At 59.7% G+C, this 13,282-nt stretch carries 13 protein-coding genes; 7 read left to right on the top strand and 6 right to left on the bottom strand.

Annotated elements, in window-relative coordinates; genetic code table 11:
• Window positions 1–26: 26 nt before the first annotated feature.
• Genes znuB through zur form a run of 3 tightly spaced genes read right to left on the bottom strand, consistent with a single transcriptional unit; the run spans window position 27 to window position 2,075 of the window.
• The gene (znuB, locus tag ACSQ87_RS00290) at window positions 27–815 is read right to left on the bottom strand and encodes a zinc ABC transporter permease subunit ZnuB (RefSeq protein ID WP_046044875.1); all 789 of its coding nucleotides are present in this window, start codon (window positions 813–815) and stop codon (window positions 27–29) included.
• The gene (gene znuC / locus ACSQ87_RS00295; protein ID WP_150657818.1) at window positions 808–1,593 is read right to left on the bottom strand and encodes a zinc ABC transporter ATP-binding protein ZnuC; all 786 of its coding nucleotides are present in this window, start codon (window positions 1,591–1,593) and stop codon (window positions 808–810) included. The genes znuB and znuC overlap by 8 nt, the downstream gene beginning before the upstream one ends.
• Window positions 1,593–2,075, bottom strand: a complete 483-nt coding sequence (gene zur, locus ACSQ87_RS00300) for a zinc uptake transcriptional repressor Zur (RefSeq protein WP_150657817.1) — start codon at window positions 2,073–2,075, stop codon at window positions 1,593–1,595. Before zur ends, znuC begins: the two co-directional genes overlap by 1 nt.
• Before the next feature lie 66 nt (window positions 2,076–2,141).
• Between zur and ACSQ87_RS00305 the strand changes: the two genes are divergently transcribed.
• Window positions 2,142–3,062, top strand: coding sequence for a zinc ABC transporter substrate-binding protein (locus tag ACSQ87_RS00305; RefSeq protein WP_223432350.1), 921 nt, complete (start codon window positions 2,142–2,144; stop codon window positions 3,060–3,062).
• 89 nt (window positions 3,063–3,151) lie between these two features.
• On the opposite strand, the gene ACSQ87_RS00310 is transcribed toward ACSQ87_RS00305, so the two are convergent.
• Window positions 3,152–4,102: a homoserine kinase gene (locus ACSQ87_RS00310; protein ID WP_223432351.1), complete on the bottom strand. Its 951-nt coding sequence runs from the start codon at window positions 4,100–4,102 to the stop codon at window positions 3,152–3,154.
• Window positions 4,103–4,160: 58 nt separating this feature from the next.
• Window positions 4,161–4,451, bottom strand: a complete 291-nt coding sequence (locus tag ACSQ87_RS00315; protein WP_150657814.1) for a DUF2782 domain-containing protein — start codon at window positions 4,449–4,451, stop codon at window positions 4,161–4,163.
• Window positions 4,452–4,525: 74 nt separating this feature from the next.
• Here ACSQ87_RS00315 and polA point away from each other — a divergent pair, with 74 nt between their 5' ends.
• Window positions 4,526–7,297, top strand: coding sequence for a DNA polymerase I (polA, locus tag ACSQ87_RS00320; protein WP_436273132.1), 2,772 nt, complete (start codon window positions 4,526–4,528; stop codon window positions 7,295–7,297).
• 301 nt (window positions 7,298–7,598) lie between these two features.
• On the opposite strand, the gene yihA is transcribed toward polA, so the two are convergent.
• Window positions 7,599–8,240, bottom strand: a complete 642-nt coding sequence (gene yihA / locus ACSQ87_RS00325) for a ribosome biogenesis GTP-binding protein YihA/YsxC (RefSeq protein ID WP_046044882.1) — start codon at window positions 8,238–8,240, stop codon at window positions 7,599–7,601.
• Window positions 8,241–8,431: 191 nt separating this feature from the next.
• Between yihA and ACSQ87_RS00330 the strand changes: the two genes are divergently transcribed.
• The 5 genes from ACSQ87_RS00330 (at window position 8,432) to ACSQ87_RS00350 (ending at window position 13,184) form a co-directional block, all read left to right on the top strand.
• The gene (locus tag ACSQ87_RS00330) at window positions 8,432–8,722 is read left to right on the top strand and encodes a c-type cytochrome (RefSeq protein ID WP_008156007.1); all 291 of its coding nucleotides are present in this window, start codon (window positions 8,432–8,434) and stop codon (window positions 8,720–8,722) included.
• A gap of 46 nt (window positions 8,723–8,768) precedes the next feature.
• Complete coding sequence (locus ACSQ87_RS00335; protein ID WP_223432354.1) at window positions 8,769–9,380, top strand: c-type cytochrome; 612 nt, start codon at window positions 8,769–8,771, stop codon at window positions 9,378–9,380.
• 200 nt (window positions 9,381–9,580) lie between these two features.
• Complete coding sequence (locus ACSQ87_RS00340; RefSeq protein WP_223432355.1) at window positions 9,581–10,222, top strand: thiol:disulfide interchange protein DsbA/DsbL; 642 nt, start codon at window positions 9,581–9,583, stop codon at window positions 10,220–10,222.
• 14 nt (window positions 10,223–10,236) lie between these two features.
• On the top strand, window positions 10,237–11,115 hold the full coding sequence (locus ACSQ87_RS00345) for an endonuclease/exonuclease/phosphatase family protein (protein WP_223432356.1): 879 nt from the start codon (window positions 10,237–10,239) through the stop codon (window positions 11,113–11,115).
• A complete protein-coding gene (locus ACSQ87_RS00350) occupies window positions 11,112–13,184 on the top strand; it encodes a diguanylate cyclase (RefSeq protein WP_436273133.1) in 2,073 nt (690 codons plus the stop codon). Before ACSQ87_RS00345 ends, ACSQ87_RS00350 begins: the two co-directional genes overlap by 4 nt.
• Window positions 13,185–13,282: the final 98 nt, after the last annotated feature.

Below are 13,282 nucleotides of genomic sequence, written 5' to 3' on the forward strand. Positions count from 1 at the left end.
TCTATTTGCGCAAAAAACGAGCAAGTCTACACCCCTCGACGGGGCAGGACAAAACTCAGCAGAAACAGTGCGGCGGCCGTCACAACAATCGATGGGCCCGCCGGGGTGTCCTTGAACCACGACAGCGCCAGCCCGCCACAGACCGCGAGCATACCCAGCAGGCTCGCGCCCAGTGCCATCTGCTCCGGTGACCGGGCGTGACGTTGTGCCGCAGCCGCCGGAATGATCAGCAAGGACGTAATCAGCAACACACCGACGATTTTCATCGCCACCGCAATCACCACAGCGATCAGCAACATCAGGGTCAAGCGCAACGCCGCCACCGGCAAACCTTCAACCCTGGCCAATTCTTCGTGCACCGTGATTGCCAGCAATGGCCGCCACAACGTCACCAGCAAAGCCAGAACGGCCGCGCTGCCGCCGAGTATCCAGGCCAGATCGGTCGGACTGATCGCCAGCAAGTCGCCGAACAGATAAGCCATCAGGTCGATCCGCACTTCGTGCATGAAGCTTAGTACGACCAAACCTAAAGAGAGCGTGCTCGGTGCGAGAATTCCCAAAAGCGTGTCGGACGCCAGCGGTTGGCGCTGTTGCAAGGTCACCAGCAACACCGCCAACAGCAGGCAGCCTACGGTGACCGCAACGGTCGGGCTGACATCCAGCAGAAAACCCAGCGCCACGCCGAGCAGCGCGGCATGGGAAAGGGTGTCGCCGAAATAGGCCATGCGCCGCCAGACCACGAACGAACCCAGCGGGCCCGCGACCAATGCCAGGGCCAGACCTGCAAGCAGGGCGTAGAGCAGAAAATCAGCCATGCTTGCAGCTATCTCCGTGAACGTGGGTAGGGGCCGACGGGGCGGCGCTGACCACCGAGCCATGCAGGTCATGGGCGTGGTCGTGATGGTGGTGATAAATCGCCAGGCTTTGTGCGTTCTTTCCGAACAGCTCGACGAAAGCCGGATCACCGCTGACCTGCTCAGGATGCCCGGAACAGCAGACGTGACGGTTGAGGCAGACCACCTGGTCGGTGGTGCTCATCACCAGGTGCAGATCGTGGGACACCATCAACACGCCGCAGCCGTGGCGGTCGCGTAATCGTGTGATCAGGCTGTAGAGCTCGGCCTGACCGGCCACGTCGACGCCTTGCACAGGTTCGTCGAGCACCAGCAGTTCCGGCTCACGCAGCAATGCCCGGGCCAGCAGTACGCGCTGCATTTCACCACCGGAAACACTTTGCACCGGGCTGTCGATCACCTGTTCGGCGCCGACTTCCTTGAGTGCCGCCAAGGCCATGGCGCGGTCCACGCCCGGCACCAGACGCAAGAAGCGCAGCACCGACAGCGGCAGCGTCGGATCGACATGAAGTTTTTGCGGCATGTAACCGACCCGCAGTTTCGGCTTGCGCCACACGCTGCCGCTGTCCGGTTTCAACAGACCGAGTACAGCGCGCACCAGCGTGGTTTTGCCGGCACCGTTAGGGCCGATCAGGGTGACGATCTGCCCCGGCTCGACACTCAGTTCGATGTTATCCAGCACGCTTTGCCCGGCAAAGGTGACGGCAACCTGCTCGAGACGGATCAGCGCGTTGCTCATCAAACCCCCTGGCAACCTGAGCAGAGGCCGACCACTTCAACGGTCTGGCCTTCGACGACAAATCCGACATCCTTGGCGCTACTGATGATCGCGTCGCTGATGGATTTCTGTTCGAGCTCGATGGCGGCGTGGCATTCGCGGCAAATCAGGAACTGGCCCTGGTGGGCGTGTCCCGGTTGATTGCAGCCGACGAAGGCGTTCAGTGAGGAGATGCGGTGTACGAGGCCGTTTTCCAGCAGGAAGTCCAGCGCACGGTACACGGTCGGCGGCGCCGCACGGCGGCCGTCCTGCTCGCTGAGTACCGCGAGAATGTCGTAGGCACCCAACGGTTTGTGGCTTTGCCAGACCAGTTCCAGCACCCGCCGGCGCAAGGCGGTCAGGCGCAGGCCTTGACGTGCGCACAGAACATCGGCCTCAGACAATGCGCTATGGACGCAATGAGAGTGGTCGTGGGGACGGCTGGCAATCGGTGTTTTAGGCATGAGCGGCGACGAGTTTTGTGAGAGACGTTATTATGTTACCCGTTCTCGCCTCTTCGAGTGGTCATCGTGTCCCGACTTTTTTCTATCTTTGTCGCATTTGTCGCAAGTTTTCTGCTGATGGGTTCAGCTCAAGCCGAAGTCAAAGTTCTCACCAGTATCAAGCCTCTGCAGCTGATCGCCGCTGCGGTGCAGGACGGTGTGGCGATACCGGAAGTCTTGCTGCCGCCCGGCGCCTCCCCGCATAACTATGCCTTGCGCCCATCCGACGTACGGAAGGTGCAATCGGTGGATCTGGTTTACTGGATCGGTCCGGGCATGGAAGGTTTCCTGCCCCGCGTGCTGAATGGTCGTACGCTGCCCAGTGTCGCCGTGCAGGATTTGCCGGGCCTGAAACTGCGACATTTCGCCGAAGATAGCCACTCCCACGCTGAAGAAGCCGACGAGCATGATCACGATCACCGTCCCGGCAGCCTGGACGCGCACTTGTGGCTTTCGCCGGTCAACGCTCGCGTCATCGCCACAAAAATGGCCGCAGACCTGAGCGCAGCCGATCCGGCCAATGCTGCGCGTTATCAGAGCAACCTCAAGGCGTTCGATGAGCGTCTGGATGCAATGGATCTTCGCCTGAAGGCGCGCCTGGCCGGCATCGCGGGCAAACCGTACTTCGTATTCCACGAGGCCTTCGACTACTTTGAAGACGCCTACGGCCTCAAGCACGCCGGCGTATTCAGCGTCGCCGCCGAGGTCCAGCCCGGCGCCCAGCACGTCGCGGCGATGCGCACTCGATTGCAGGAAGTCGGCAAAACCTGTGTGTTCAGCGAACCGCCTCTGCGTCCGCGCCTGGCGGAAACCCTGGTGGCGGGTCTGCCGGTGAAGCTGGCGGAACTGGACGCGCTGGGCGGGTACACGCCAGCGACCGCTCAGGGGTATGAGCAGGTGCTGGAGAAGTTGGGGAATGATTTGGCTGGGTGCCTGGAGTCGTTGTAATTCGAAAATTGCGGTGCCCCATTCGCGAGCAAGCCCGCTCCCACATGGACCGCATAAATCCTGTGGGAGCGGGCTTGCTCGCGAAGCTTTTAAAGGGCGAACGGCAGCGGCGTGCTGACCTTCTGCCGCTGCGCCAGACGCTGCTGAAACTCCATCGGATCGTGAATCAGTACGTCCTGCCCGGCAAACGACTCGGCGGCGATCAACCGCGACAACCAGAACCGCACACACGCTACCCGCAGCATGGTCGGCCACAAATCCGCCTCGGCCGCCGTGAACGGTCGCAGCGCTGCATAAGCACCGAGCAACGCCCTCGCCCGCGGCCCGTCGATCAACCCGCTCTCGTCCGAACACCAGTCGTTCAAGGCGATCGCCACGTCGTAGAGCATCGGCCCCGAACACGCGTTATAGAAGTCGATCAACCCGGTCAGGTGCGTGCCTTCGAACATCGCGTTATCGCGGAACAGGTCGGCGTGGATATTGGCTCGCGGCAGCGCCAGAATTTTCGTCTTCTGCTGTGTGATTTCGTCCAGCGCCCGTTGCAGCAGATCGCTTTGCTCGGCATTGAGGTGCGACAGCAACTGCGTGCCCTCTTCCAGCATCCAGTCCAGGCCGCGATCGGTTTTGCGCTTGATCATGTTGGCCTGGGTCGCAAGGTGCAGATGGCCGAGCAACTCGCCCACCTGAGCGCAATGCTGCGCATTGGCTTCCTTGATGTGCTTGCCGGCCAGACGTGGCTGCAACAGCGCAGGTTTGCCGGCCAGTTCGCGCAAGGCGACGCCGTCGGTGGTGCGCAAGGCATAAGGCACTGGCAGGTCGGCGTCATGCAGCACGTCGAGCAGTTCTATGAAGAACGGCATCTCCTGAACCGGACCACGCTCAACCAGGGTCAGGACAAATTCGCCCTGCTCCAGGCTGATAAAGAAATTGGTGTTTTCGCTACCAGCGGCAATCCCCTGGAAATCAAGCAGGCGGCCGAGCCCGTAAGGGGCGAGAAAGGTTTCCAGCTCGGGCCGAGCCAGCGGGGTGAACACAGACATGTTTGAACTGCCAGTACGGGCGCCGCTGCTTGAGCCAGCGCCGATTAAAATTAAGAAACTACTTCCACTCAAAGATCTTCCATCCGGGAATTCGCATATCCGACTTCTCGGATTCTACGAAATTACCTTCCGATTGATTAACGCGCACCAGAAAATACGGCGGTGCTCCCTTGGGGGTGACCTTAATGGCGTACAAAAAGCCATTTTGCCGATATTCCTGAATGGTTTTATCGCCTTCCGTGCGGATCGTGACATCCGGGTCTGCCGATGGTGTGTCATCCGCCGCCATGACGGCCAGTGGAACGGTTGCAAACAAGCCAGCCAGCAACAGGCGATTTAGTGTGCGCATGATAACCTTGTCCCTTTGTCGTCAACGGTCCCGCTATTCTAGCGCCGGACCCGCCGAAAAGGTTGATCCTGCTCATGAGCCAAGCCCCCCTCGTCCTGGTGGACGGTTCTTCTTACCTGTACCGCGCCTTTCACGCCCTCCCACCGCTGACCACGTCCAAAGGTTTGCCGACCGGTGCGGTCAAAGGCGTGCTGAACATGCTCAAGAGTCTGCGCAAGCAGTACCCGGACAGTCCGTTCGCCGTGGTGTTCGACGCCAAGGGTGGGACATTTCGCGATGACATGTACGCCGAATACAAGGCCAACCGCCCGAGCATGCCCGACGACATGCGTGTTCAGATCGAGCCGCTGCACCAGAGCGTGATCGCCTTGGGCTTCCCGCTCCTGTGCGTCGAAGGCGTCGAAGCCGATGACGTGATCGGCACCCTGGCCCGCAGCAGCGCGGCAGCCGACCGCCCGGTGGTGATCTCCACCGGCGACAAGGACATGGCGCAGCTGGTCGATGGCCACATTACCTTGGTCAATACCATGACCGGTAGCGCGCTGGACGTGGAGGGCGTGAAGGAGAAATTCGGCGTCGCTCCCGAGCAGATCATCGATTACCTGGCACTCATGGGCGATTCTTCCGACAACATTCCGGGCGTTCCGGGCATTGGTCCGAAGACCGCTTCCGGCCTGTTGGTCGGTGTGAACGGCGGCCTGACCGAGCTCTATGCACAGCTCGACATCGTCCCGACCTTGCCGATTCGCGGGGCCAAAACCCTGCCGGCCAAGCTCGAAGAGCACAAGGAGATGGCGTTTCTCTCCTATCAATTGGCAACCATCAAGATCGACGTGCCGCTGGATATCGGCCTCGACGACCTGCAAATGGGCAAGCCGGATCACGACAAGCTCGCCGAGCTCTACACCCTGCTTGAGTTCAAGAGCTGGTTCGAAGAGAACCAGCGCGACGCCAAGCGCTCCGGCCAGGAAGTCGCCGCTCCGGTGGCTGAAGAAGCGGCCGTCGACACCGAACTCAAGTACACAACGATCCTCACCCAGGCTGATTTCGACCTGTGGCTGAAGAAGCTCAACGACGCCAAGCTGATGGCCTTCGATACCGAAACCACCGGCATCGATGCGCAGCAGGCGCAACTGGTGGGCCTGTCTTTCGCTGTACAAGCCAACGAAGCGGCCTACATCCCGCTGACCCATTCCTACATGGGCGTGCCGGATCAGCTCGATCGCGACACCGTGCTGCGCGCGCTGAAGCCGATTTTGGAAGACCCGAGCAAACTCAAGGTTGGCCAGCACGCCAAGTTCGATATGAATATCCTGGCCAACTGCGCCATCGGCGGCGATCAGAGCTGCGGCATCACCGTGCAAGGCGTCGCTTTCGACACGATGCTCGAATCGTACGTGCTGGACTCCACCGCGACCCGCCACGACATGGACAGCCTGGCGCTCAAGTACCTGAATCACACCACCACCAGTTTTCAGGACATCGCCGGCAAAGGCGCCAAACAGCTGACATTTGATCAGATATCCCTGGAACTGGCCGGGCCTTACGCTGCCGAAGACGCCGACGTGACGCTGCGCCTGCATCAAACCCTGCAGGAAAAGCTCAATGCCATCCCGAGCCTGAGCAAGGTCCTGAGCGAAATCGAAATGCCGTTGGTGCCGGTTCTGGCACGGATCGAACGCCAAGGCGCGCTGGTCGATGCCAACCTGCTGGGCATTCAGAGCGTCGAGCTGGGCGAGAAAATGGTCGCCCTCGAGCGCGAGGCGTTCGCCATCGCCGGGGAAGAATTCAACCTTGGCTCGCCGAAGCAATTGGGCGTGATCCTGTACGAAAAACTCGGCCTGCCGATCCTCAGCAAAACCGCCAAGGGCCAGGCGTCCACCGCTGAAGCCGTGCTGGCGGAACTGGCCGAACAGGATTTCCCGCTGCCTAAAGTGCTGATGCAGTACCGCTCGATGAGCAAGCTGAAAAGTACCTACACCGATCGCCTGCCAGAGCAGATCAACCCGCGCACCGGGCGAATTCATACCTCTTATCATCAGGCCGTCGCGGCGACCGGGCGCTTGTCGTCCAGCGACCCGAACCTGCAGAACATTCCGATCCGCACCGCCGAAGGGCGTCGGATTCGTCAGGCGTTCGTTGCACCAAAAGGCTACAAGCTGCTGGCAGCGGACTATTCGCAAATCGAACTGCGAATCATGGCTCACCTGGCCAAGGACGAAGGGTTGCTGCACGCGTTCCGCAATGACCTGGACGTGCACAAAGCCACTGCAGCGGAAGTCTTCGGGGTTGAACTGGCAGACGTCACCACCGACCAACGGCGCAGTGCCAAGGCGATCAACTTCGGTTTGATCTACGGCATGAGCGCGTTTGGCCTGGCCAAGCAGATTGGTGTTGATCGCAAGCAATCCCAGGCCTACATCGACCGTTACTTCGCCCGTTACCCAGGCGTGCTGGAATACATGGAACGCACCCGCGCCCAGGCTGCCGAACAAGGTTTCGTCGAAACCATCTTCGGTCGTCGCCTGTATCTGCCGGAAATCAATGCGAAAAACCCGGCCCTGCGCAAAGGTGCCGAACGCACGGCGATCAACGCCCCGATGCAAGGCACAGCGGCGGACATCATCAAGAAAGCCATGATTGCCGTGGATAGCTGGCTGACAGCATCAGGCCTCGATGCCAAAGTCATCCTGCAGGTGCACGATGAATTGGTTCTGGAAGTGCGTGAGGATTTGGTCGACCAGGTCCGCGATGAAATTCGCATGCACATGAGCGATGCAGCGAAGCTTGATGTGCCGCTGCTGGTAGAGGTTGGTGTAGGAAACAATTGGGATGAGGCTCACTGAGCCGTCTGAAAAGGCGTTTTCTGCTGCGGCACAGTGCCGCAGCAGAAAGACCGAAGGGCTCTTAGGTCGGAAAATTCGATGGCGTATTCCAAAGGCTTTTTAAAAAATTCTGAACTAATCGCCTGAATCCCCACTCAGAGTTACTGAATGGGTGGTGAAGCCCTTCGATGCTCCTAATGTTGTGTTAAGTGTTGGCAGATATCTGGACCCCGCCCTAGCGGTCCGGAACTTGAACCCCGGAACTTCCCCCTCCCCATAAGAAGTCCGGGGTTTTTTTTGCCCGCGGTTTTTGTAAATGAGCTTACTCCGCGAGCTCGGCGCCCTTGTCCGCCAGTTCCATCCAGCCCGCCAGTACAGTGTAGGCGTCTTCCAGACCCATGCGTTTTGGCGCCGAGAACAGCTGGATGCTGATCGCATCTCCCCAACCCTTGCGGATGTCTGCCTGAACCTTGAGCAGGACGTTTTTCGCCGCGCCGTAGGTCAGCTTGTCGGCTTTGGTCAGCAAAATGTGCATCGGCATGCCGCTGGCGACAGCCCAGTCGAGCATCAGCAGGTCGAAGTCGGTCATTGGATGACGGATGTCCATCATCAAAATCAGCCCCTTCAAACTCTCACGACCACCCAGATAGGCTTCCAGGTGACGCTGCCAGTGCAGCTTCAACGGGATAGGCACTTTCGCGTAACCGTACCCCGGCAGGTCGACCAGACGACGATCATCGTCTAGCTTGAAGAAGTTCAAGAGCTGCGTGCGGCCCGGAGTTTTCGAGGTCCGCGCAAGGCTGGCGTGTGTCAAGGTGTTCAGCGCACTGGACTTGCCGGCGTTGGAACGCCCGGCGAAAGCCACTTCAAAGCCTTCGTCGTCGGGACATTGATCGACTTTGGCAGCGCTGAGCATGAAGGTGGACTGTTGGCACAGGCCGAGGATGGGGTTCTTGAGTTGCATGGGATTTCCGATGTGGGCGGCGCCGGGAATGGACGCGGCGAGCAGTGTCGTTTCCGTTTCAGTGACGCCAGTATATAATGCCGCAGATTTTGTGTGCGCTTTGTCCCAGCGTAGGATGAAGTTCACGAGAGCGATTGACCTTGATTGCGCATTAGAACGCAGAACGCTCTCAACCCTGAAAAGGTCGTTTTATGACGAAATGGCTGCTAGCTGCCGGTGTCTTGATGCCGCTTTACAGCGCTCAGGCTACACAGGATCCGGAAGCTGTGTACAACCGTGTTTGTGGTGCCTGTCATTCCGGCCAACTACCCATGGCGCCCAAAAAGGGCGATCAGGAAGCTTGGACGCCGAGGTTGGCGAAAGGTATGGAGACGCTGGTGCAACACGTGACCCAGGGTTTCAAGGCGATGCCGCCGCGTGGTTTGTGCATGGACTGCAGTGCCGAGGATTACCAAGCAATCATCCAGTGGATGAGCGAGTGATCCCGGTCCATAACTCTTTAACCCTTAGCCGTAGTTGGATTAGCTGATGAACAAATTGATCGTGAGTCTGCTGTTGACCGTGGGGATCTCCGGCATTGCCCATGCTGCAGGTGATGCGACTGCTGGTCAGGCGAAAGCCGCAGTATGTGGCGCCTGTCATGGCCCGGATGGCAACAGTATGGCGCCTAACTTTCCGAAACTGGCAGGCCAGGGCGAGCGTTATCTGAACAAGCAGCTACACGACATCAAGTCCGGCAAACGCACGGTACTGGAAATGACCGGCCTGCTGACCAACCTGAGCGATCAGGATCTGGCCGATATCGCCGCCTACTTCGCCAGTCAGAAAGGCAGCGTCGGCGCCGCCGACCCGAAAGTCGTTTCTCGCGGTGAAGCATTGTTCCGCGGCGGCGATCTGGCCAAGGGCCTGCCAGCCTGCACCGGTTGCCACTCGCCAAATGGTGCGGGTAACGCAGCCGCCGGCTTCCCGCACCTGGGCGGCCAGCACGCTCAATACATCGCCAAGCAACTGACCGACTTCCGCAAGGAAGAGGCCGGCCGCACCAACGATGGCGACACCAAAACCATGCAGACCATTGCCAAACGGCTGAGCGACGAAGATATCGCAGCGGTGTCCAGCTACATTCAAGGTCTGCACTAAGACCGACGAATCGGGCGCTGCGGGAGGTGTACACCTCCCGCAACGTTAACGCTCGATTAATCCGTCGGTGCAAGCATAAAAAGGGTGGCTTTGGCCGCCCTTTTTTGTGGCCGCTGCCGTTACACTACAGAACTCAAGCCCGCCAGGACCTGTCTGAAAACAGGTCGCGCGAGGCGACCAAAATTGTCCAGGAGTAAAGCATGCGTAATCTGATCATCAGCGCCGCACTCGTCGCTGCCAGCCTGTTCGGCATGGCCGCCCAAGCTGCTGAAGCACCCGCAGCGCCTTATGTCGAACTGACCAATCCCGTCCCGGTAGCTGTGCCTGGCAAGATCGAAGTGGTGGAGCTGTTCTGGTACGGCTGCCCGCACTGCTACGCTTTCGAGCCCGTGATCAATCCATGGGTTGAGAAACTGCCTTCCGACGTGAACTTCGTCCGCATTCCTGCCATGTTCGGCGGCCCGTGGAACGCACACGGCCAGATGTTCCTGACCCTTGAAGCCATGGGCGTCGAAAACAAGGTTCACGCTGCGGTGTTCAACGCGATTCAGAAAGAACACAAGAAGCTGGTCGACAAGAATGAAATGGCCGATTTCCTGGCCACTCAGGGCGTAGACAAGGACAAGTTCCTGGCCACCTTCGACTCCTTTGCCATCAAGGGCCAGATCGTCAAGGCCACTGACCTGGCCAAAAAGTACGAAATCTCCGGCGTTCCGACCATGATCGTCAACGGCAAGTATCGCTTCGACGTGGGCTCTGCCGGCGGCGCCGAGCAAGCATTGCAACTGGCCGACAAGCTGATCGACAAAGAGCGAGCGGCTAACAAGGCTGCTGCCAACTAAGCGCGGCGACTGCCATGCGCCGCTGGGGCACTGAACGCGTCGTTGGCCTGCATGATCCGCGGGTCAACGAACATCATCTGGAATCGACGGGCCTGCCCGCAGACAGTCGTCTGCGCTTGCTCAGTTTCAATATCCAGGTCGGCATCAGTACCGAGCGCTATCATCACTACGTGACCCGGGGCTGGCAGCATCTGTTGCCGCACACCGGGCGTGCCGACAATCTGCAAAAGATCGGCAATCTGCTGGGCGACTTCGATCTGGTCGCCTTGCAGGAGGCCGATGGCGGCAGCCTGAGATCAGGCTACGTCAACCAGGTCGAACACCTGGCCCAGCTCGGCGCATTCCCCTACTGGTATCAACAACTCAATCGCAATCTCGGACGCCTCGGCCAGCACAGCAATGGTGTGCTCAGCCGCTTGCGCCCGTGGGCGATTGAAGATCATCCGCTACCGGGGCCCAAAGGTCGCGGAGCTATTCTGGTGCGCTTTGGCGAAGGTCCTGAGGCGCTGGTGGTGGTCATGATGCACCTGGCGCTGGGCGCTCGCGCCCGCAGCATGCAACTGGCTTACATCCGCGAGCTGATTGGCGGCTATAAACACCAGGTGCTGATGGGCGACATGAATACCCATGCCAGTGACTTGCTGCAAAACTCCCCGTTGCGTGACCTCGGCCTGCTCGCGCCGCAACTGGAAGCGACGTTCCCTAGCTGGCGCCCGCAGCGCTGCCTGGACCATATTCTCCTGAGCCCCACCCTGACCCTTGAAAAAGTCGAGGTGCTGGCACAACCCATTTCCGATCACCTGCCGGTCGCGGTAGAGATTCGTCTGCCGGGTTCGCTCACGGCCGATGCATTGCCCGCGTTGAGTCCTGCCCCTCGCGGATCCCATGAATGAGCGACGAAGCACAGCGCTGGAAAGAGAAATACCTCAAAAGCATCGAACAACAGGAAAAGCTCGAACGTCGATGGGACGCCCGGCTCGACCTGCTGCGTCGTGGCCTGGTACGCAGCACGCTGGCCGCCGAGGGCACCGACCGCGTCGTTGACCAATGCATGAAGGAAATGCGTGAAGTCGTGCGCACCGACGACATGGACGCCGGCCTGGCCGCCCTGCTTCCGCGGCTGGAAAAAGCCGTGCTCGACTCCGAACAACGCCGGGAAACCCGGGTCAATCAAACCAGCGCTGCATTGACCGCACTGGTCTCGCAGCTGCAAACATTACCGCTGCCCCGCGAAGTCAGCCGACCTCTGAAAAACTTCGCCAAGCATCTGGATGCAAGAGTCGGGCAGCCGCGCGAAATTCCGTTGCTGCTCAGCGAGCTGAGTGGCCTGCAAGGCAAAGCCCTGAATCAGCTTGAAAACCCGGCAGAACCCGGCCGCCCTGGTTTGCTGCAGCGACTGTTTGGCAGCCGTGAAGCGGATGAAGCGGCATTACAGGTTGTCCCCGGCGCTGTGCCGACGCCCACCCTGCAGTATGCCGAAGCGGTTTCTGTGCCTCATGCCGAGACACCACAGGTAACTGTCGATCTCGCGCCAAAGATCGATAAGCCGCAAGTGGCGGTCGCACAAGTTGCCGAGCCCGCGACTGCATCCGAGCCACCGACGATCGAGACTCCGCCCGCAGCGGCGCCTTCTCCTGCAGTTGTAGCGTTTGTCCCGCCGGTGCTTGAGCCGGAGCGAGCACGCGCCCAGACTCCAGAGACGCAACCGGACATAGAACATCCAGAAGAACCCGCGCCATCAATCATCGAACCAGAAATACAGGCTCAACCGGCAATCAATCCCGACGAACTGACCCCGGTGGTCTATCTCGACAGCCTGCCGTTGCCCCCGGCCATGGCCGAGGTGTTGGCCGCCGTAGACACTGAACAATCCGAGCCGGATGTTCTCTACGCCCTGCCGGACTCACCCGAGCCGTCCTACAGCTCGGTGGCCAAGCACATCGAAGACACGCTACTGGGCCTGCTCGACGACCTGACGCTGCCCGAGCGTCATCGTCCGCAAGCCGAAGCGATGCGTGATCGTCTGCAAAACGGTTTGAATTGGTACGAACTGCTGCCAATCCTCGACGATCTGGCAACCTTGATGCTGGCAATCACCGACAGTGGCCAGCATGAATTTGAAGCCTATTTACAGCAGCTCAACGAACGCCTCGAGTCGTTCCAAAGCAACTTGCAAGCCGCCAGCGAAGGCCATGCCGACAACCGTTCCGCCGCACGCGAGATGGACACGCAGATCCGCGAGCAAGTCGACGGCTTGCAGAGCAGCATGCAGGAAGCCGCCGACCTGGACGATCTCAAGCATGTCCTGGAAAACCATCTGGAAGGCCTGCTCGGCACCATGGACCAGCACCAGAAGCAGCGTAACGAGCGCGAGCAGGAAGTCGCGGCACGCCTCCATGGTCTGGCCGAACGCGTTGCGCACATGGAGCAGGAAGCCCTGGGCTACCGCGAGCATCTTGAAGAGCAGCGTCAGAAAGCTTTGATTGACCCGCTGACCGGCCTGCCTAACCGGGCAGCCTGGAGCGAACGGCTGGATCACGAAATCAACCAATGGCAGCAACACGGCAACACCCTGTTGCTGGCCATGCTCGACCTCGACCATTTCAAACGCATTAACGATAACTATGGTCACCTGGCGGGCGACAAAGTACTGAAAATCATCGCCAGCGTGCTACGCAAGCGCCTGCGCGGGACGGATTTCATTGCCCGGTTCGGCGGTGAGGAGTTTGTCCTGTTGATGCCAGACACAGTGCCCGCTGCCGGTGCGAAACTGCTGGAAAAACTGCGCGCCTCGATCGAAGCTTGCCCTTTCCACTTCAAAGGCGAGCCAGTAACCATCACCATTTCCATGGGCCTGACTGCATTCAAACCCGGCGAACATAGCGATCTGGTCCTTAAAAGAGCCGATCAGGCCCTATATCGCGCGAAACATGCCGGCCGTAACCAAGTCGCACTGGGCTGACGGGCAATTGTTCCATTTTGTTTAAAACTTCGCGTGGGCCGTCTGCGCGCAGGGCAGTACGTTACACTGTTGCATTACTGTCTTGCGTGTATTGCCTT

It is taken from the genome of Pseudomonas sp. LjRoot277, from assembly GCF_964253845.1.
In the GTDB taxonomy this organism is placed as follows: Bacteria; Pseudomonadota; Gammaproteobacteria; order Pseudomonadales; family Pseudomonadaceae; genus Aquipseudomonas.